Source organism: Jannaschia sp. L-14R (assembly GCF_056857695.1).
In genome coordinates this window covers 24,730-41,962 of record NZ_JBSXNP010000011.1, presented here as the reverse complement: position 1 = coordinate 41,962, position 17,233 = coordinate 24,730, and the positions used below count along the sequence as shown (strand labels likewise).

Sequence of the window (17,233 nt, the reverse complement as noted above, 5' to 3'; positions counted from 1 at the left end):
CCCGCGCGCCCCGCGCGACAATCGGGCCATGACCCAAACGACCATCGCCCTCGTCCTATTCCTCGCGCCGCTGGCCTACAGCCCCGGTCCCGGCAACCTGTTCTTTGCCGCCACCGGCGCGCGCTTCGGCTCCGACACCGGCGCGCGCCGCCTGAACCGCGTGTTCGGCGCGCTTCTGGCGGGGGTTGCGGTCTGGATGCTGCTCCCTTGATCCGCGACACCCTGTCGCCCATGCCCCTCGTGATGTCGGGAATCGCATTGCGCCTGTGCCGCCCTGCCGATAGGCCTGACGCCGACGACGCCCCCGAGGGGGCCGGACAGGTGGCCGCCACATGCCGACCCAATACGGGGGCAACACGCGGTATCGTCTCCGGGACCCGGATATCGGGGGCATTTCCGCTGCGAAAGGCCCGCCCATGCGCTTCCTTGTCCTGTTTTCCCTGACGCCTCTTCTTCTGGCACAACCCGCACAGGCTCACGTCGGCCACATCTCTGATCTGGGCGGGCACGATCACTGGGCGCTGGGCATCGGTCTGGGTGTGATCGTCGGGGCCGCCGTGCTGGGCTGGATCAAGGGCGCACCGGACGACCAGGCCGACGAAGAAGAGACCTCCGAATCCCCCGAGGAAGAGGAGCAGACCGCGTGAAGACAGGCGTCATGATCTGCGGCCATGGCTCCCGCTCGCAATCCGCTGTCGACGAATTCGCCGTGCTGGCCGAAAAACTGCCTGCCCTGCTGCCCTCCGACTGGATGGTTGACTACGGCTACCTTGAATTCGCCAACCCGGTCATTCGCGACGGCCTCGACCGCCTGCGCGACGCAGGCTGCGACCGCATTCTCGCCGTCCCCGGAATGCTCTTCGCCGCGATGCACGCGAAGAACGACATTCCCACCGTTCTCAACACCTATGCCGCCAGACACGATATCGACATCCGTTACGGGCGCGAACTGGGCATCGACCCCAGGATGATCGCCGCCGCCGGGCAGCGTATCGAAGACGCGCTGGCGCAGGCCGATGCCGGGCACGGCCCGGTCGCCCGCCACGAGACCTGCCTCGTCGTCATCGGGCGCGGCGCATCCGATCCCGACGCCAATGGCAATGTCGCGAAGATCGCCCGGATGCTGCACGAAGGTCTTGGCTTCGGCTGGCTGGAGGTCGGCTTTTCCGGCGTCACCTTTCCGCTGGTCGAGCCCTGCCTGACCCACGCTGCCAGGCTGGGCTACAAACGTATCGTCGTGTTCCCGTATTTCCTGTTCTCGGGCATCCTGATCGACCGCATCTATGGCTTTACCGACCGTGTCGCCGCGGCCCACCCGGACCTGCAATTCGTAAAGGCGGGCTATCTGGGCGACCACCCGCAGGTTCTGGCCACCTTTGCCGAACGCATCACCGAACAGGCCGGTCTCAATCCACCGCCCAACTGCGGCACATGTGCCTATCGCGCCCAGATCCTTGCGGGTGAGGGGACGGCTGTCACGATCCCCGCTGCCGCCCGTGCGGGCCACCCGGCCTTTTCCGACACGCCGCCGCCGACCTGTGTCATGTGCAAATACCGCACGGCCGTTCTGGGGTTCGAGGGCGAAGTCGGCGCGGTGCAGGAAAGCCACCACCACCATGTCGAAGGACAGGGGGCCAGCGCGCCCGGCTCCAACGTCGCCAACTGCAAGTTGTGCGATAGCTTCTGTACCGGTTTGTGCCGGCTGGAGGCGCAGGCGGGGCATTCACATCACCACGACCACCACCATCACCACGATCATCATCACGGGCATGATCACAGCCACGATCACGATCATTCCCACGATCACGTCCACGCCGTCTATCCGCATGCCGACCATCCGCATGGCCCGGAATCGGCCCGAAAGACGCGGGCGTGATTGCCATGGGGAAGCTGCGTCCGGCCGACAGTCCGGACGGCACCCGAACCGTCCTGCCGTGGCGAGGGGTATCATTCGATTCCAGCTATCTGGCGTTGCAGGCACTTGCACCGACCCTCACCACCCGGACAACCGCCGTGCGCGACTGCAGGGGTTTGTTTCGCAAGCCCCTCTTGATCGCGCCGTCTCATATGGACGCATTATATGCGCCCATATGAGCGGGACCCCCAGGCGATCTACGCCGCTTCCTTCGCCACCGTCCGCAAGGAGGCCGCGCTCGACCGCTTTCCGGCGGATATTGCCGAGCTTGCCGTGCGGGTGATCCACGCCTGCGGCATGGTCGAGATCGCCGATCGCCTGTCCTACGCCCCGGACGTCGCGACCTCCGGCATCGCCGCCCTGCGCGCCGGAGCGCCGGTCTATGCCGATTGCGAAATGGTTGCCTCCGGCATCACCCGCCGCCTGCTCCCCGAAGGCACCGACATCCGTTGCACGCTCAACGACCCACGCACCGCCGACATGGCGCGCGAGGCACGGACCACCCGCTCCGCCGCCGCTGTCGATCTCTGGGATACCGACGGCGCGATTATCGCCATCGGCAATGCTCCCACGGCCCTGTTCCGGCTGCTTGAACGCCTGGACGAAGGCGCACCGAAACCCGCCGCCATCCTTGCCTTCCCCGTGGGGTTCGTCGGAGCGGCGGAATCCAAGGCCGAACTGGCCGAACGTCCCCGCGCCGTGCCGTTCCTTTGCCTGCGCGGACGGCGGGGCGGCAGTGCCATGGCCTCGGCGGCGGTCAACGCATTGGCCATTCTCGCGGCCGGGGGGATGCAATGATGTCTGCCGCGCAGCAATACACCGATGCACCTGATCAGGCGGCATTGCGTGCGCAAATCGTGTCGGACGTGTATCCGACACAGATCACCCGCAGATCACCCCATGTCTGACACGCCTTGGCTCCATATCGTCGGCATCGGCGAGGACGGTCTCGACGGCCTGTCCCCCGCCACGCGCGCCGTTGTCGAAGCTGCCGAAGTCATCATCGGCGGCGATCGCCACCACGCCCTGTCCGACCGTGTGACCGCCCGTCGTCTGGCCTGGCCCAGCCCTTTCGACGCTTTGATAGATCAGTTGATTTCCTTGCGTGGTCAACGGGTTGTCGTGCTCGCCACAGGCGACCCGCTGTGGTTCAGCGTCGGTGCCCGCATCGGGCGCGCGATACCGCCCGGCCAGATTGTTTACCACCCGCAGCTCTCTGCCTTCCAGCTTGCCGCCGCCCGGATGGGCTGGTCGATGGCCGATGTCGAGACTCTCACCGTTCATGGTCGCCCCGTGCATCAGATGATTGCCTTCATCCAGCCCGACGCAAGGCTCCTGATCCTGACTACCGGCGCGCAAACCCCTGCCCAGATTGCAAAATTCCTGACTGATCGCGGCTTCGGCAAGTCCAGTCTCACGGTCCTCGCGAACATGGGCGGCCCGGCGGAAACCCGGTTCGACGCCACCGCGGAAGACTGGTCGCACGAGGTTCCCGCCTTCAACACCCTCGCCGTCAACTGTATCGCCGACCCCAATGCAGCCCTTCTGCCACGCGTTCCCGGTCTGGCGGACGACCTGTTCCGCAGCGATGGCACGATGACCAAACGCGAAGTCCGCGCCGCCACCCTCGCCAAGTTGATGCCGATGCGCGGCGCGCTGTTGTGGGACATCGGCACCGGTTCCGGCTCGGTCGCGATCGAGTGGATACGCGCCGCCAGATCCGCCCGCGCCATCGGCATCGAACCGCGTGCGGACCGCCGCGCGATGGCCGCCGAGAACGCGCTGGCGTTGGGAGCCCCCCGCCTCGACCTGCGCGACGGCGAAGTGCCGCAGGCCCTTGAAAACCTGCCTTCTCCCGATGCCGTCTTCATTGGCGGCGGCCTGTCGGAGGAGGTGTTTGATGCGGCCTTTGCGGCCCTCAAACCCCTGGGCCGGCTAGTGGCGAATGCCGTCACGCTGGAATCGGAGTCGCTTCTGATGACGCTCCACGTCAAACATGGGGGCGATCTCGTGCGAATCGCCGTCGAACGCGCCGAACCGGTCGGCCGATATCGCGGCTGGCGCCCGTCGATGGGCGTGACACAATGGTCGTTGGTCAAAAGATGAGCGGCACGCTCTATGGCGTCGGTCTCGGACCCGGCGACCCCGAACTGATAACGCGCCGCGCTGCGCGGTTGATCGAATCTGCAGAAATCATTTGTTATCCGTCGCTTGCAGGTGGGGAAAGCCTGGCCCGCGCGATTGCCGCCGACCTTATCCCGGCCACGGCCCGTGAAATCCGCATAGACGTGCCGATGACCCGCGACCGTGCCCCGGCGCAGACGGCCTATGACGCGGGCGCGGCGGGCATCGCGCAAGCTCTTGAAAACGGGCAGGATGTCGTCTGCCTGTGTGAAGGTGACCCGTTCTTCTACGGTAGTTTCATGTATCTCTTCGCGCGGCTCAGGGGTCGCTTCGATGTGCAGGTCGTGCCCGGTGTCACATCCCTGACCGCCTGCGCTGCCGTCGCCGCCATGCCGCTGACCGCGCGCAACGAGGTCATGACCGTCCTGCCCGGCCCCTTGCCGGACGATATCTTGCGCACCCATCTGCGCGCCGCCGATACACTGGTTGTGATGAAAGTCGGGCGCCATCTGCCTCGTCTGCGCACCCTGCTGGACGCCGAAGGTCTGCTGGCCGCCGCCACCTATGTCGAACGGGCGACGCTGGGGGCGGAGCGTGTGCTGCCGCTGGCCGACGCCCCCGACGATGCCCCGTATTTCTCCATGATCCTGATCGCGAAAGGGGCCGACCCGTGGCTCTGACACCTGTCGTCCTGGCGCTGAACGCCGCCGGTGAACCCGTCGCCCGACGGATCGCCGATGCACTCGACTGCCCCCTGCATGGCCGCGAGGGGCGCACCGATGCCGCGATTACATTTCCCAACGCGCTGGACCATGCGCGCGACCTGTTCGCCGCCGGTCACCCCGTCGTCGGCGTCTGCGCGGCAGGCATCCTGATTCGCGCCGTGGCCCCTTTGCTGTCCGACAAGACGCGCGAGCCGCCGGTGATTTCCGTATCCGACGACGGTGCGGTGGTCGTGCCTTTGCTGGGCGGACACCGCGGCGCGAACCGTCTGGCGCAGACCATAGCCGAGGTGCTTGGCGCGACCGCCGCCGTCACCACGGCGGGCGACATCGCCCTGGGCGTCGCGCTGGACGAGCCGCCCGCAGGCTACCGTCTAGCCAACCCAGAAGACGCCAAACCCGTCATGGCGGCGCTGTTGTCGGGGGGAGGAGCGACCGTCACGGGCGAGCCGCTGTTCGACCTGCCACAGGGAAACGCCGTCGAGATCGTCGTGACAGAGGCCCCGGCAACCGGCGGCCCGACCCGGCTGGTCTATCACCCGCAACGGCACACCCTGGGCGTCGGATGCGCCCGCGACGCCGATCCGACGGAACTGTGGGACAACGTCTTGCAGGTGATGGCGGATGCGGGCGTGGCCCCCGGTGCCATCGCTTCTGTCAACACGCTGGACCTGAAGCTGGACGAGCCTGCGATGAACGCCCTCGCCGCGCGGCTGGGCTGCCCGTTGCGCGCCTTTACCGCCGCCGAACTGGCCGCGATCGAGGTGCCGAACCCGTCGGACGTCGTGCTGTCCGAAGTCGGCACGCCTTCGGTGGCCGAGGCCGCCGCCCTCGCCGCCGGCGGTGGCACGGTGGTCGCGCCGAAACGCAAGACCGCCAATACCACCGCTGCGCTGGCCCGCGCCGACGCCCCCGTCACCGACCCCAAGGGCCGGGCACGCGGTCGTGTCAGCATCGTGTCCATCGGGCCGGGGCAGGCGACATGGCGCACCCCCGAAGCCAGCCGCCTGATCGCCGAGGCGGACGAGTTGGTCGGCTATTCCCTCTATATCGATCTGCTGGGCCCGATTGCTGCCGGCAAGCCCCGTGCAGATTTCCCGCTGGGTGGAGAGGAGGCGCGTTGCCGTCACGCGCTGGAACGGGCCGGGCAGGGGCATAATGTCGCGCTGGTCTGTTCCGGCGATGCGGGCATCTATGCGATGGGTGCGCTGGTATTCGAACTGATGGCCCGTGATCCCGCCGACCCCTCGGCCCTGACCGATCCGGCGCGGCGGGTCGAAATCGTCTGCACCCCCGGCGTCAGCGCGCTTCAGGCCGCCGCCGCGCGGGCCGGTGCGCCGTTGGGCCATGACTTCTGCGCGATCTCGCTGTCGGACCTGCTGACCCCGCGCGAGGACATCGTGAAACGGCTGAAGGCGGCTGCGCAGGGTGATTTCGTGATTGCCTTCTACAACCCTGTATCGAGGCGCCGCCGGACCCTTCTGGCCGAGGCGCGCGACATCCTGCTGGGTCACCGCCCCGCCGACACGCCGGTTCTTCTGGCGTCTTCGCTGGGGCGGCCGGAAGAACACATCCGTTATCGCCGCCTTGCCGATCTGGAGGTGGACGAAGTCGACATGCTGACCGTCGTTCTGGTCGGATCGTCGCATTCCAGACTGGTGAAAACCGGCGACGGGATGCGGATGTTCACGCCGCGCGGCTATGCCCGCAAGATGGCGGGTGGCGATTTGACGCCCTCCGAGGAGACCACGCCATGACCGTCCATTTCATCGGCGCAGGTCCCGGTGACCCGGAACTGCTGACGCTCAAGGCACAGCGCCAGATCCGCGAATGCCCCGTCTGCCTTTACGCAGGCTCGCTGGTCCCCGCCGCCGTCGTGGCCGAAGCGCCCAAGAGCGCGCGCGTTTTGGACACCGCACCGATGACGCTGGCCGAGACCCATGCGGAGATCGTCGCGGCCCACGCTGCCGGGCAGGACGTCGCCCGCGTCCATTCCGGAGATCCTTCGCTCTACGGGGCGATTGCCGAGCAGATCCGCCTGCTGAAACGCGATGGCATCCCCTATGACATCACGCCCGGCGTGCCCGCCTATGCCGCCGCTGCCGCCGCCCTTGGGCAGGAACTGACGGTGCCCGAAATCGCGCAGTCCATTGTTCTGACGCGGGTGTCGATGAAATCGACGTCGATGCCGCCGCGCGAAACGCTGGAGAATTTCGCCCGCACCGGGGCCACGCTTGCGATCCATCTGGGCATCCGCAACCTGCGCGAGATCGAGCGTGTGCTGACGCCGCATTACGGTGCCGATTGCCCGGTGGTGGTCGCCTATCGCGTCGGCTGGCCGGATCAGACGTTCCTGCGCGGCACGGTTGCCGACATTCATGCCAGGGTTCGCGCCGAGAAGATCACGCGGACGGCGCTGATCCTGGTCGGACCCGCCCTGGGCGAGGTTGGGGACTTCAGGGATTCTGCACTTTACGACCCTGCCGTGCCGCATGTCCTGCGTCCGAAAGTGAAAGGCTGAACGCCGGGGCGTCTTCGCTGACATAGGCGTCGTTGTCAGACTTTCATTGACTATTCACGTTTCTGTTGCAGTCTTACCTTAGAACCGGATGGGCACGCGACTCGCGTGTACGTCCGGATTGCCGGGGGGGTGTCATGTCCGAAACAGATCCATTCTTCCTGCCCGCCGACGTTCGCGAAGGTCTGGCGCGCGCCCGTGCGCGGGACCGGCGGACCACGGGGGGGCGGCTGCGGGTGCAGGTTGGCGACGACTGGTATCCGATCACCGCCTATGACGATTCCGGGTTCGAGGTTCCTTTGGATGTTGCGCCCAAACTGCGCGGTCTGGTCGAAATCTACGACGGACCACGCCTTTTGCGTTCGGTTCTGATCGTGGCGGGCGGGCCATCGGGCGACGCGATGCGCTATGGCTTCAAGCGGGCGACCGCGGCGCGCACCTCGGCTGCATTGGACTATGAACGGGTGGGCGATGCACCGGCGGGTTATATTGCGGCACCCTGACGGGTCGGCGGAAATGACGAACCCTTACGATCTTGGCCCCTCACACTCTCGGCCCTCACACTCCCGGCGCGGTCGAGTAATATGCCGCCGCGGCCCCTGTCAGCCGCGCCCACATCTGATCGCCCAATGAAAAATGCCACCATTCCGTAGGGTTATTGGCAAATCCCGCATCGTCCATCAGCCAATAGAGCAAGCGCCGGTTGGACCGCGCTTCGCGGATGGAAAACGCCAGGCCGTCCGGGTCACTCTCGAAGGCACCGGTGTTCGATGCATCTGACACATCGTCGAAGATCGTCCCCATGAACAACTCGGCCCCGTTGCGATAGCGGATTGTCAGATCCACCGCCGCGCCGGTCGCATGTGGCGGCGGCGACAGCGGATCGACCGCCCCGTTGCCCCCCCGCGCCCAGTATCGTTCCGTTTCGGACGCGATGCGCGCGGCGTCCCAATCGGGGTGCAATGCGCGCAGACGATCAGGCATCCACTGGTCGTGGAAATGGTTCTGGATCGAAAGCGGTCGCCAGGCATCGAACACCCATAATTCCAATCCGTAAGGTTTCAATCGTGCGTTTACCCCGACGAGCCTGTCGACCAGCGGACGGCGTAGCAACAGGTCCGGAACCGCACCCGCGATCCGCTGATGATACGGCGCGACCCCAGTGAAATAGGCGTTTGCGCCGGCGATACCGTAGTCGCGCACCTCCACGATCGGGTCTGCGCCGCGTGGATCGCCCAGATCAATGGCATGGTCGCGATAGCCGGGTCGCAGGGCGGCGGCGCGTGCCACAGGGTCGGCCAGCGGGCGGTCGCGCAGCGCAAAAAGGGGGCCTTGGGTCAGCATTAACATGGATGGAAGGCTTGACCCCCCGGGCCGCGCTTCGCAAGAGGAGACAGCGATAGGAGGACGCGATGCGGACAGTCTATGTGAACGGTGAATACCTGCCCGAAGATCAGGCGAAGGTTTCGGTCTTCGATCGCGGCTTTCTGTTCGCGGATGCGGTCTATGAGGTCACCAGTGTGCTGGACGGAAAGCTGATTTCATTCCCCGGTCATGCCGCCCGCCTGCAACGGTCGCTGACAGAGCTGGACATGGCCAGCCCGGTGTCTGACGCCGAACTGCTGGAGATTCATCGTGAATTGATCGTGCGCAATGATCTGACCGAAGGGCTGATCTATCTGCAGGTCACGCGCGGCGCTGCGGATCGCGATTTCCTGTATCCCGCGCCTGACACGGTGCCGACGCTCGTGCTGTTCACGCAGGCAAAGCCGGCGCTGGAACATTCGCCGATGGTGCAGACGGGCATGAAGATCGTGACGATCCCTGACCGGCGTTGGGGGCGGCGGGATATCAAGACGACGCAGCTTCTCTATCCCAGCATGGGCAAGATGGAGGCCCGGGCGCGCGGGGCCGACGACGCCTGGATGGTCGAGGACGGCGCAGTGACCGAAGGCACGTCCAACAACGCCTATATCGTCAAAGACGGTGTGATCGTGACGCGGCATCTGGGCGAGGAAATCCTGCATGGCATCACGCGCAAGGCGGTGTTGGAGTTCGCACGCGAGGCACAGATGAAGGTCGAGGAGCGCCCCTTCACCGTCGAGGAAGCACTATCGGCGGACGAGGCGTTCATCACTTCGGCCAGCAGTTTCGTGACGCCCGTGGTATCCATCGACGGAGCCGATATCGGGACGGGCAGGCCGGGTAAGGTGGTCGCGCGCCTGCGTGAAATTTATCTGGGCGAGATGCGGAAGGCCGGAATATAGACCCCGGCCTCGCAGGTCAGTCCCAGTCCAGAATGACCTTGACGCGACTGCGCGTGTTCATGCGCCGGAAGCCACCAAAATCCATTGCACGCCCCTGAAGCTGCATGTGCAGCGCGGCAATCTGGCGGGTTGTAAGGGTGCCGGCATCGACATCGCGGAACCCCAGAATATCAAGCCGCTGCTGCACCGACGCGACCAGTTGCGCGTTCGGTGCAGCCATCACCGGTGTCGCCACGGCCAGCGCCGCAACAAGGATCAGAACGGCGCGCATCTCAGCCACCCCGGCCAAGCCGGTCGATGCCGCGCTGGAGGATACCTCCTCCCCGCAGAATCGACCGGATACGGGCCCCCTTGTCGCCGTTCGACCGGCCGGAATGCATGGTATTGTCCAGAAGCACGATCTGTCGATTGGACAGCGCGGCGACATTGGCGTCCCCGAAGCCGTAGACCCGCAATTCGCGCGCGACCGACAGGCGCTTGCCGGTCAGCGGCTGAGGGTTCACGACAGTGCCGGGGGGCGAGACATAGACGCCTTGGGCGGCGGCAGGCAGTCCAAGTCCCGGACCAAGCGTCAGGGCAGCGGTCAGGGCGATGAGAAACGGTCGGGCCATGGTGAAACTCCTTCTGCAGGGAAGATAGTGTCACCGGTGCGGTTATCCAAAATCATCCCTGCGTGAGACGGCATATGATCAGTCCTTGCCGACATTCTCTGCGAAACTTGTCTCGAATGCGGCCTGCTGATCAGGCGAGGCTGCGGTCTGGTGCTGTGCTTTCCATTCCGCCAGAGGCATTCCATAAAAAGCCTCCCGCGCCACTTCCTTCGACATTTCCACTCCCCGCTCGGCGGCGGCTTCGCCATACCAGCGCGACAGGCAGTTGCGGCAAAATCCGGCAAGGTTCATCAGGTCGATGTTCTGCGCATCGGGACGATCCTCCAGAAGATGCCGACGCAGGCGGCGAAAAGCGGCGGCCTCGACCTCGATGCGGGTCGCATCATCCATCACGGGTAAATCTGGCATTATCGCATCCTCCGGCAAGGGAACGAGGCGCGGGGCTTTCAGCCGCTGACCTCATCCGTAAGAGATGAGGACGTTTTGCCTTATGATCAAGGCGTTCATCCTGACCTTCTGACATGCTGTGACGCAGAGATTGCACGACACTTGGTTAACCCGGTTTCAGAGGATAGCGTGGTGCCGAGATGCGCACGCCTGTTGCGAAACCCTTTTGGGCAGGGCAGAGGTGCGAGCGCTAACACGACACATCCGAAGGAAAGCGCCCCATGAGACGCCACCGCAACGTCAAGATCGTCGCCACCCTCGGCCCGGCCTCCAGCGACTACGACACCATTCGCGCTCTGTTCGAAGCGGGGGCCGATGTGTTCCGACTGAACATGAGCCACGGTGTCCACGACGACATCCGCTCGCGCCATAACATCATCCGCGATATCGAACGCGATAGCGGGCGCCCGATCTGCATTCTGGCCGACCTGCAGGGCCCGAAACTGCGCTGCGGCGTGTTCAAGGACGATTCCGCCGAGATCGAGGAAGGTCAGAAGTTCCGCTTCGATCTGGACGACAAACCCGGCGACGCGACGCGTGTGCAATTGCCCCACAAGGAAATTTTCGACGCGCTGGAGCCGGGTGGCACCCTTCTGGTCAATGACGGCAAGCTACGGCTGCGGGTCGACAAATGCGGCAAGGATTACGCCGATTGCACCGTCATCACCGGCGGCACGATTTCCAACCGCAAGGGCGTAAACGTGCCCGACGTGGTGCTGCCGCTGGCCGCGCTTTCGGACAAGGACCGCAAGGATCTGGAGTTCGTCTGCGAATTGGGCGTCGACTGGCTGGCTCTGTCGTTCGTCCAACGCGCCGCCGATGTGCACGAGGCGCGCGAACTGGCCAGGGGCCGCGCCGCGATCCTGTCCAAGATCGAAAAGCCCGCCGCCGTGGAAGCCTTCGACAGCATCCTTGAAGTGTCCGACGGCATCATGGTCGCGCGGGGCGATCTTGGCGTCGAATGCCCGGTCCATGCCGTGCCGCCGATCCAGAAGCATCTGATCCGCAAATGCCGCGCCGCCGCCAAGCCGGTGATCGTCGCGACCCAGATGCTTGAATCGATGATCGACAGCCCGATGCCGACCCGTGCCGAAGTTTCCGACGTGGCCACGGCGATCTATGAAGGCACCGATGCGATCATGCTGTCGGCGGAATCGGCGGCGGGAAGCTATCCGATCGAAGCTGTGCAGACGATGAACAACGTGGCGATCGAGGTCGAATCGGACCCCAATTACCGCGAGATCATCGAGGCCAGCCGGTCGGCCAAGCTCTCCTCGACCGCCGATGCCATCGTCGCCGCCGCGCGCGAGATTGCGGACACGACGGACATCAAGGCGATCTGCTGTTTTTCGCACTCCGGCTCGACCGCGCTGAAGGTCAGCCGCGAACGTCCGCGTGTGCCGATCATCGCGCTGACCCCGATCCAGGACACGGCGCGCCGCATGGTCCTGTCCTGGGGAACCCATTGCGTGCAGACCCAGAAGGTTGAACGGTTCAAATTCGCCGTCGTCTCGGCCATTCGTGCGGCAAAGGCATCTGGCTTCGTCGATCTGGACGATCAGGTCGTGGTCATGGCGGGCATTCCGTTCAACGTGCCGGGATCCACCAATATCCTGCGGATCGCACCCTGCGACGAGCGTCAGATATTCGGCACTGAAGGCGACTGAATGGATCAGGTCGGCGACGCGGTTCAGACCCTGCGCGACTGGTGGGCCGGCTTGCCCCCGTTCCCCGATCTTGGCCTTCCCGCACCCGGTGATCCTGATGTCCTGACGGTCGTGGCGACAATGGTGACCGGCCTGGCCCTTATGGGTCTGGTGACGGCTTGGGTCGAGCGACGATTATCCCTGACTTCGCTGGCTGCGTTCATCCTGGGCTGTGCACTGTTCTTCTGGCTGTGGGAGACGGATCGCGAAGGCTTCCGCTTTCTGTCCGTTCCCGAGGCGTTTGTCGAAATGGTCGCACGGGTGATCCGATAGCTTTGTCCCTGACGGGTATGAAGTCACAAGGCCTTGTCACTCTAACCCATCCCCGTTACAGCAGCCGCTCGAATACCCGCACGCCCGGCGATTGGGATGCCGAGGCGCGCGTTGTAGAAGGAGACCGAAATGCCCAAGATGAAGACCAAGTCGAGCGCCAAGAAGCGCTTCAAGATCACGGCGACGGGCAAGGTCCTCGCCGGTCAGGCCGGCAAGCGCCACGGCATGATCAAGCGTTCCACCAAGTTCATCCGCGACGCCCGCGGCACCACCACCCTGTCGGCACCCGACGCCAAGATCATCAAGGGCTTCATGCCCTACGATCGCTAAGGAGGATATGATATGAGCCGCGTAACCTCCGGTAAGGTCACACACGCCCGCCACAAGAAAGTCCTGAAGGCCGCCAAAGGCTATTACGGACGTCGCTCCACGACCTTCAAGACTGCCACGCAGGCCGTCGACAAGGCCAACCAATACGCCACCCGCGACCGCAAGAACCGCAAGCGCAGTTTCCGCGCCCTGTGGATCCAGCGGATCAACGCCGCCGTGCGCGCCCACGATTCGGACATGACGTATTCGCGTTTCATCAACGCGCTGTCGCTTGCCGGGATCGAGGTCGACCGCAAGGTGCTGGCCGATCTGGCCGTGCACGAGCCCGAGGCATTCGCCGCCATCGTGGATCAGGCCAAAGCCGCCGCCTGAGCGACCGACCATAGATGATTTCAGGGGCTGCCTTCCGGGGCGGCCCCTTTTCGTATCTGATGCATCCCATGTTGATCCGCACCGAAACCCCAGATGACATTGATGCCATTCGCGACCTGACTGCCGCAGCCTTTGCGTCGATGCCGTATTCCGACGGCACCGAACCCGAGATAATCGACCGGCTCCGGGCCGACGACGATCTGCATCTGTCGCTGATCGCCATCGACGGGGAGGTGCTGATCGGACATGTCGCCTTTTCTCCCGCGCGATTGCCGATACCGGGAAAATGGTTCGCGCTCGGACCGATTTCGGTCGCACCCGCGCGGCAACGGACGGGTATCGGCACGGCGCTGATCGAGACCGGGTTGGCAGAACTGCGCGGCATGGGGGCCGCCGGATGCGTCCTGATCGGAGACCCGGCCTATTACGCGCGCTTCGGATTTCGCAGCGATCCGGGACTTGCTGCGGGCGATGTTCCGCGCGTGAACGTCATGGGCCTGCCCTTCACGGGGCCGCCGCCCACGGGAGCCATCCGGTTTGCGCCGGGCCTGACCTGATACGGCACGGCCCGGAAACTTCTCCCTGCTCCGGTCTGTTCCTTATCATATGCCGCCACAACCAACGGATCTGCCATGCGCCTTTTTGCCTTTCTGCCCCTGATCCTGTCGGCCTGCGTCGCGACCTCCGCCCCGCCGTCGGACAACGCTGTACTGGCCATCGGCGACAGCGTGATGGCCTGGAACGGCGGGCAGGGCATTCCCGAAGCGGTGCAGGCAACGCTGGGCCGTCCCGTCGTGGACCAGGCGCAATCCCTGGCTCACCTGACCAATCCGAATGGCGCGGCAGGCGCGCTGGGCTTCGACATCAGTCGCCAGTACAGGGGCGGCGATTGGGACTGGGTTATCCTGACCGGCGGCGGTAACGACCTGCGCGGTGCCTGCCGGACTCCTGACGAAGCGGGCATTCTGAACGGTCTGATCGGCCCAGGCCTGACCGGTGACATTCCCACTCTGATCGCGCGCATCCGGGCGAATGGGTCCATGGTTGCTTTCATCGGCTATTACGACGGTGCCCGTGGGGCCGCGACCGGGTTCACACCCTGTCAGGGCGCATTCGACATCATCAACGCCCGCATGACACGACTGGCGGCGCAGGATGCGGGTTTGTTGTTTTTCGACGCGGGCAATGTGGTCGACGCGGGCGACCGGGGGCTTTATGCGCCCGACCTGATCCACCCCAGTCCGCGCGGCTCTGCGATCATCGGGCAGGCCCTGGCGCAACGGATGGCGGCATTCGAATAGGTCGGGGCCGTGGGCCAACGGTTGCATGGTCCGCGCCGTCAAGCTACCTAGCCTCTCGCTGACAGGGGGCCGCAGGCACATGGACGATCTTCGCGACAAATATATGGGCCGCATCACCGGCGCCACGGACGAGGCAACACTGGAAGCCGTACGCCTGGAAGCGGTCGGCAAAAAGGGCGAGATCGCGCTGAAGATGCGAGAGTTGGGCCGTATGACGCCCGAAGAACGCCAGCAGGTCGGCCCCGCGCTGAACGCCCTGAAGGACGAGATCAACACGGCTATTTCCGCCCGCAAGGCGGGCCTGGAAGACGTCGCGCTGGACGAACGACTGCGATCGGAATGGCTGGACGTGTCGATGCCGTCCCGCAGCCGCCGCCCCGGCAGCATCCACCCCGTCAGTCAGGTCATGGAAGAGGTCACGGCCATCTTTGCCGACCTTGGGTTCTCGGTCGCCGAGGGACCGCAGATCGAGACCGACTGGTATAACTTCGACGCCCTGAACATTCCCGGTCATCACCCCGCACGGGCCGAGATGGATACGTTCTACATGGCGCGCGCCAAGGGCGATGACCGCCCGCCGCACGTCCTGCGCACACATACGTCGCCGGTGCAGATCCGCTCGCTGGAGGCCAACGGCGCGCCGATCCGCATCATCTGTCCGGGCCGTGTCTATCGTGCCGACTATGATCAGACACACACACCGATGTTCCACCAGATCGAAGGTCTGGCGATCGACACAGACATCTCCATGGCGAACCTGAAATGGGTTCTGGAGGAGTTCTGCCGCGCGTTCTTCGAGGTCGATACGATTGAACTGCGGTTCCGCGCCTCGCACTTCCCGTTCACCGAACCTTCGGCGGAAGTCGATATCCGGTGCAGCTGGGAAGGCGGCACACTGAAGCTCGGCCAGGGCGACGATTGGATGGAAATCCTCGGCTCCGGCATGGTACACCCCAAGGTTTTGTCCGCTGGCGGGGTCGATCCGCAGATGTATCAGGGCTTCGCCTTCGGCATCGGCATCGACCGCCTTGCGATGCTGAAATACGGAATACCGGACCTGCGCGCGTTCTTCGACAGCGATCTGCGCTGGTTGCGGCATTATGGATTTTCGGCATTGCAGGCACCGACGCGGCACGCAGGTTAAGCCTTTGGTATGCCACGGGGTGCTAGGTCCGATTGCAGAACCGATCAGATTCGCACCGTGAATGAAATGATACAAACTCCGGCCTTGCGGGCTGCGACCATCATCCGGTTTTCGGAAGAAGTACGCAGTCTGGCCAGGCAGTCGTCCGACGTTCTGGGGCGGATGGAACACCGCATTTCGGAAGACGACGGCGATGTGGTGAAAGCCGGTCGGCACACCACGTTCTGAAGGTCAGCGCCGGGTCTGCGCCCGCAGACGCTGGATCAGTGAGAAATTGGCATATCCATCCGGCACCAGATCGTTTGCTTTCTGCCAGCGCTGGATCGCGTCCAGCGTATCCGGTCCGACTTTCGCGTCGATCTTGAGCGGGTCGAACCCCGCCGCACGCAGGCGTTCCTGCAGTTCAACCCGCTCGTCATAGGTGAGTGCCCGGTCGCTGCGCGGCCAATCCCCGGCAATCGGTGGTCCGCCTGCCAGCCGATCCGCCAGATGGCCGACGCCGATCACATAGGCATCGGCGGTGTTATAGGTCTCGATCGCGCGGAAATTGGCAAAGGTCGCGAAGGCGGCGCCGGTGTAGCCCGCAGGCACCCGGATCGACGCCAGTCCACCCAGCGGCAGGGGGTTGCCCGCAACGGTCCGCACGCCCAGTGCCGTCCAGTCGTCGGGTGATTTTTCGATCCGCTCGCCCGTCAGAAGATAGTCGAACCCCTCGGGCAGAACGACCTGCACCCCCCAGGGCTGCCCCGTGGTCCAGCCGTTCGCCTTCAGATAGGCTGCGGTGGACGCCAGCGCATCGGTCGGGTCGTCGCCCCACAGGTCGCGCCGCCCGTCGTTGTTGAAATCGACCGCGTGGTCGCGGAATGACACCGGCATGAACTGCGTGTGCCCCATCGCGCCCGCCCAGCTGCCGCGCAGTGCCGCCGCGCGCGTGTCTCCCGATTGCAGAATGCGGAGGGCTTCTATCAGTTGTTCCTCGAAGAAGGCACTGCGCCGGGAATCGGCTGCCAGCGTCGTCAGCGCCGACAGGGTCGAGACGTTGCCGCGAAACGCCCCGAAACTGCTTTCCAGACCCCAGATCGCTGCCACAATTTCCTTGTCTACGCCATAAACCGCTTCGATCCGGTTGAGCACGTCAGCATATTTCGCCATCTCGCGGAGGCCGTTCGCTACCCTCAGATCGCTGACGGCGGTGTCGAGATATTCCCAGATCGTCTTGGTGAATTCCGATTGGTTGCGGTCGCGGAGGATGACATCGGGCAGGCGTTCGACCCCTGACATGGCGGTGTCGAACGTCATCGCGTCAATGCCTGCAGCCAGGGCGCGGTCGCGAAAGGCAGGGACCCAGACGTCGAAATCGGCGGTTTGCTGCACCGCAGGCCGCTGCGTCGGGCGCAACATAGCGTCCTGCGCGGCAAGCGGCGTGGCCAGGGCGAGGCAGGCGAAGAAAGTGGCGATTTGCATGGGCAATCCCGAGCTATGTTTTGCCGCGATCCTATGGCG

General features: G+C 64.8%; 22 protein-coding genes and 1 pseudogene. 18 read left to right on the top strand and 5 right to left on the bottom strand.

Features of this window, described 5'->3' with window-relative positions:
* Positions 1–28: 28 nt before the first annotated feature.
* The 9 genes and pseudogenes from AC13C2_RS12820 to AC13C2_RS12780 form a co-directional block, all read left to right on the top strand.
* Positions 29–130, top strand: a pseudogene (locus tag AC13C2_RS12820) (LysE family translocator); the annotation flags it as partial.
* Between the two features lie 202 nt (positions 131–332).
* On the top strand, positions 333–647 hold the full coding sequence (locus tag AC13C2_RS12815) for a DUF6732 family protein (protein WP_482887044.1): 315 nt from the start codon (positions 333–335) through the stop codon (positions 645–647).
* Between the two features lie 11 nt (positions 648–658).
* Positions 659–1,876: a sirohydrochlorin chelatase gene (locus tag AC13C2_RS12810; RefSeq protein ID WP_424338370.1), complete on the top strand. Its 1,218-nt coding sequence runs from the start codon at positions 659–661 to the stop codon at positions 1,874–1,876.
* Positions 1,877–2,080: 204 nt separating this feature from the next.
* Positions 2,081–2,713: a precorrin-8X methylmutase gene (locus tag AC13C2_RS12805; RefSeq protein ID WP_092760530.1), complete on the top strand. Its 633-nt coding sequence runs from the start codon at positions 2,081–2,083 to the stop codon at positions 2,711–2,713.
* A gap of 102 nt (positions 2,714–2,815) precedes the next feature.
* The gene (gene cbiE, locus AC13C2_RS12800) at positions 2,816–4,021 is read left to right on the top strand and encodes a precorrin-6y C5,15-methyltransferase (decarboxylating) subunit CbiE (protein ID WP_482887043.1); all 1,206 of its coding nucleotides are present in this window, start codon (positions 2,816–2,818) and stop codon (positions 4,019–4,021) included.
* Positions 4,018–4,719 (top strand): precorrin-2 C(20)-methyltransferase, encoded by a 702-nt coding sequence (cobI, locus tag AC13C2_RS12795; RefSeq protein WP_482887042.1) that lies wholly within the window; start codon positions 4,018–4,020, stop codon positions 4,717–4,719. Before cbiE ends, cobI begins: the two co-directional genes overlap by 4 nt.
* A complete protein-coding gene (cobJ, locus tag AC13C2_RS12790) occupies positions 4,710–6,518 on the top strand; it encodes a precorrin-3B C(17)-methyltransferase (RefSeq protein WP_482887041.1) in 1,809 nt (602 codons plus the stop codon). The genes cobI and cobJ overlap by 10 nt, the downstream gene beginning before the upstream one ends.
* Positions 6,515–7,282 (top strand): precorrin-4 C(11)-methyltransferase, encoded by a 768-nt coding sequence (cobM, locus tag AC13C2_RS12785; protein ID WP_482887040.1) that lies wholly within the window; start codon positions 6,515–6,517, stop codon positions 7,280–7,282. Before cobJ ends, cobM begins: the two co-directional genes overlap by 4 nt.
* Before the next feature lie 134 nt (positions 7,283–7,416).
* A complete protein-coding gene (locus AC13C2_RS12780) occupies positions 7,417–7,782 on the top strand; it encodes a hypothetical protein (RefSeq protein ID WP_482887039.1) in 366 nt (121 codons plus the stop codon).
* Between the two features lie 55 nt (positions 7,783–7,837).
* Here the strand turns inward: AC13C2_RS12780 and AC13C2_RS12775 are convergent, their stop codons facing one another.
* On the bottom strand, positions 7,838–8,629 hold the full coding sequence (locus tag AC13C2_RS12775) for a M15 family metallopeptidase (RefSeq protein ID WP_482887038.1): 792 nt from the start codon (positions 8,627–8,629) through the stop codon (positions 7,838–7,840).
* Between the two features lie 62 nt (positions 8,630–8,691).
* Here AC13C2_RS12775 and AC13C2_RS12770 point away from each other — a divergent pair, with 62 nt between their 5' ends.
* A complete protein-coding gene (locus tag AC13C2_RS12770; RefSeq protein WP_482887037.1) occupies positions 8,692–9,546 on the top strand; it encodes a D-amino-acid transaminase in 855 nt (284 codons plus the stop codon).
* A 16-nt stretch (positions 9,547–9,562) separates the two neighbouring features.
* Here the strand turns inward: AC13C2_RS12770 and AC13C2_RS12765 are convergent, their stop codons facing one another.
* The 3 genes from AC13C2_RS12765 to AC13C2_RS12755 form a co-directional block, all read right to left on the bottom strand.
* Positions 9,563–9,817 carry a hypothetical protein gene (locus tag AC13C2_RS12765; RefSeq protein ID WP_092760546.1) on the bottom strand — a complete coding sequence of 85 codons (255 nt, stop codon included), beginning with the start codon at positions 9,815–9,817 and terminating at the stop codon, positions 9,563–9,565.
* A gap of 1 nt (position 9,818) precedes the next feature.
* A complete protein-coding gene (locus AC13C2_RS12760) occupies positions 9,819–10,157 on the bottom strand; it encodes a hypothetical protein (RefSeq protein ID WP_092760548.1) in 339 nt (112 codons plus the stop codon).
* 78 nt (positions 10,158–10,235) lie between these two features.
* Complete coding sequence (locus AC13C2_RS12755) at positions 10,236–10,547, bottom strand: DUF1244 domain-containing protein (RefSeq protein ID WP_092760550.1); 312 nt, start codon at positions 10,545–10,547, stop codon at positions 10,236–10,238.
* Between the two features lie 278 nt (positions 10,548–10,825).
* On the opposite strand from AC13C2_RS12755, the gene pyk reads away from it, so the two are divergent.
* The 8 genes from pyk to AC13C2_RS12715 all read left to right on the top strand — a co-directional run bounded on the left by pyk (position 10,826) and on the right by AC13C2_RS12715 (position 15,958).
* Complete coding sequence (pyk, locus tag AC13C2_RS12750; RefSeq protein ID WP_092760552.1) at positions 10,826–12,271, top strand: pyruvate kinase; 1,446 nt, start codon at positions 10,826–10,828, stop codon at positions 12,269–12,271.
* The gene (locus AC13C2_RS12745) at positions 12,272–12,583 is read left to right on the top strand and encodes a hypothetical protein (RefSeq protein WP_482887036.1); all 312 of its coding nucleotides are present in this window, start codon (positions 12,272–12,274) and stop codon (positions 12,581–12,583) included.
* A gap of 129 nt (positions 12,584–12,712) precedes the next feature.
* Positions 12,713–12,913: a 50S ribosomal protein L35 gene (gene rpmI / locus AC13C2_RS12740; RefSeq protein WP_092760556.1), complete on the top strand. Its 201-nt coding sequence runs from the start codon at positions 12,713–12,715 to the stop codon at positions 12,911–12,913.
* Between the two features lie 12 nt (positions 12,914–12,925).
* A complete protein-coding gene (gene rplT, locus AC13C2_RS12735) occupies positions 12,926–13,285 on the top strand; it encodes a 50S ribosomal protein L20 (protein ID WP_092760558.1) in 360 nt (119 codons plus the stop codon).
* A gap of 68 nt (positions 13,286–13,353) precedes the next feature.
* The gene (locus AC13C2_RS12730) at positions 13,354–13,842 is read left to right on the top strand and encodes a GNAT family N-acetyltransferase (RefSeq protein WP_482887035.1); all 489 of its coding nucleotides are present in this window, start codon (positions 13,354–13,356) and stop codon (positions 13,840–13,842) included.
* A 75-nt stretch (positions 13,843–13,917) separates the two neighbouring features.
* Positions 13,918–14,586 carry an SGNH/GDSL hydrolase family protein gene (locus tag AC13C2_RS12725; RefSeq protein ID WP_482887034.1) on the top strand — a complete coding sequence of 223 codons (669 nt, stop codon included), beginning with the start codon at positions 13,918–13,920 and terminating at the stop codon, positions 14,584–14,586.
* A 79-nt stretch (positions 14,587–14,665) separates the two neighbouring features.
* The gene (pheS, locus tag AC13C2_RS12720; RefSeq protein WP_092760562.1) at positions 14,666–15,730 is read left to right on the top strand and encodes a phenylalanine--tRNA ligase subunit alpha; all 1,065 of its coding nucleotides are present in this window, start codon (positions 14,666–14,668) and stop codon (positions 15,728–15,730) included.
* A gap of 66 nt (positions 15,731–15,796) precedes the next feature.
* Complete coding sequence (locus tag AC13C2_RS12715) at positions 15,797–15,958, top strand: hypothetical protein (RefSeq protein WP_175495777.1); 162 nt, start codon at positions 15,797–15,799, stop codon at positions 15,956–15,958.
* Positions 15,959–15,961: 3 nt separating this feature from the next.
* Here the strand turns inward: AC13C2_RS12715 and AC13C2_RS12710 are convergent, their stop codons facing one another.
* Positions 15,962–17,194: a lytic murein transglycosylase gene (locus AC13C2_RS12710; RefSeq protein ID WP_482887033.1), complete on the bottom strand. Its 1,233-nt coding sequence runs from the start codon at positions 17,192–17,194 to the stop codon at positions 15,962–15,964.
* Positions 17,195–17,233: the final 39 nt, after the last annotated feature.

Bases quoted from the DNA above. Each gene is read 5' to 3' on its own strand.
- AC13C2_RS12815 (WP_482887044.1), top strand. From the start codon at position 333: ATGCCGACCCAATACGGGGGCAACACGCGGTATCGTCTCCGGGACCCG.
- AC13C2_RS12810 (WP_424338370.1), top strand. From the start codon at position 659: ATGATCTGCGGCCATGGCTCCCGCTCGCAATCCGCTGTCGACGAATTC.
- AC13C2_RS12805 (WP_092760530.1), top strand. From the start codon at position 2,081: ATGCGCCCATATGAGCGGGACCCCCAGGCGATCTACGCCGCTTCCTTC.
- cbiE (WP_482887043.1), top strand. From the start codon at position 2,816: ATGTCTGACACGCCTTGGCTCCATATCGTCGGCATCGGCGAGGACGGT.
- cobI (WP_482887042.1), top strand. From the start codon at position 4,018: ATGAGCGGCACGCTCTATGGCGTCGGTCTCGGACCCGGCGACCCCGAA.
- cobM (WP_482887040.1), top strand. From the start codon at position 6,515: ATGACCGTCCATTTCATCGGCGCAGGTCCCGGTGACCCGGAACTGCTG.
- AC13C2_RS12780 (WP_482887039.1), top strand. From the start codon at position 7,417: ATGTCCGAAACAGATCCATTCTTCCTGCCCGCCGACGTTCGCGAAGGT.
- AC13C2_RS12775 (WP_482887038.1), bottom strand. From the start codon at position 8,629: ATGTTAATGCTGACCCAAGGCCCCCTTTTTGCGCTGCGCGACCGCCCG.
- AC13C2_RS12770 (WP_482887037.1), top strand. From the start codon at position 8,692: ATGCGGACAGTCTATGTGAACGGTGAATACCTGCCCGAAGATCAGGCG.
- AC13C2_RS12765 (WP_092760546.1), bottom strand. From the start codon at position 9,817: ATGCGCGCCGTTCTGATCCTTGTTGCGGCGCTGGCCGTGGCGACACCG.
- AC13C2_RS12760 (WP_092760548.1), bottom strand. From the start codon at position 10,157: ATGGCCCGACCGTTTCTCATCGCCCTGACCGCTGCCCTGACGCTTGGT.
- AC13C2_RS12755 (WP_092760550.1), bottom strand. From the start codon at position 10,547: ATGGATGATGCGACCCGCATCGAGGTCGAGGCCGCCGCTTTTCGCCGC.
- pyk (WP_092760552.1), top strand. From the start codon at position 10,826: ATGAGACGCCACCGCAACGTCAAGATCGTCGCCACCCTCGGCCCGGCC.
- AC13C2_RS12745 (WP_482887036.1), top strand. From the start codon at position 12,272: ATGGATCAGGTCGGCGACGCGGTTCAGACCCTGCGCGACTGGTGGGCC.
- rpmI (WP_092760556.1), top strand. From the start codon at position 12,713: ATGCCCAAGATGAAGACCAAGTCGAGCGCCAAGAAGCGCTTCAAGATC.
- rplT (WP_092760558.1), top strand. From the start codon at position 12,926: ATGAGCCGCGTAACCTCCGGTAAGGTCACACACGCCCGCCACAAGAAA.
- AC13C2_RS12730 (WP_482887035.1), top strand. From the start codon at position 13,354: ATGTTGATCCGCACCGAAACCCCAGATGACATTGATGCCATTCGCGAC.
- AC13C2_RS12725 (WP_482887034.1), top strand. From the start codon at position 13,918: ATGCGCCTTTTTGCCTTTCTGCCCCTGATCCTGTCGGCCTGCGTCGCG.
- pheS (WP_092760562.1), top strand. From the start codon at position 14,666: ATGGACGATCTTCGCGACAAATATATGGGCCGCATCACCGGCGCCACG.
- AC13C2_RS12715 (WP_175495777.1), top strand. From the start codon at position 15,797: ATGATACAAACTCCGGCCTTGCGGGCTGCGACCATCATCCGGTTTTCG.
- AC13C2_RS12710 (WP_482887033.1), bottom strand. From the start codon at position 17,194: ATGCAAATCGCCACTTTCTTCGCCTGCCTCGCCCTGGCCACGCCGCTT.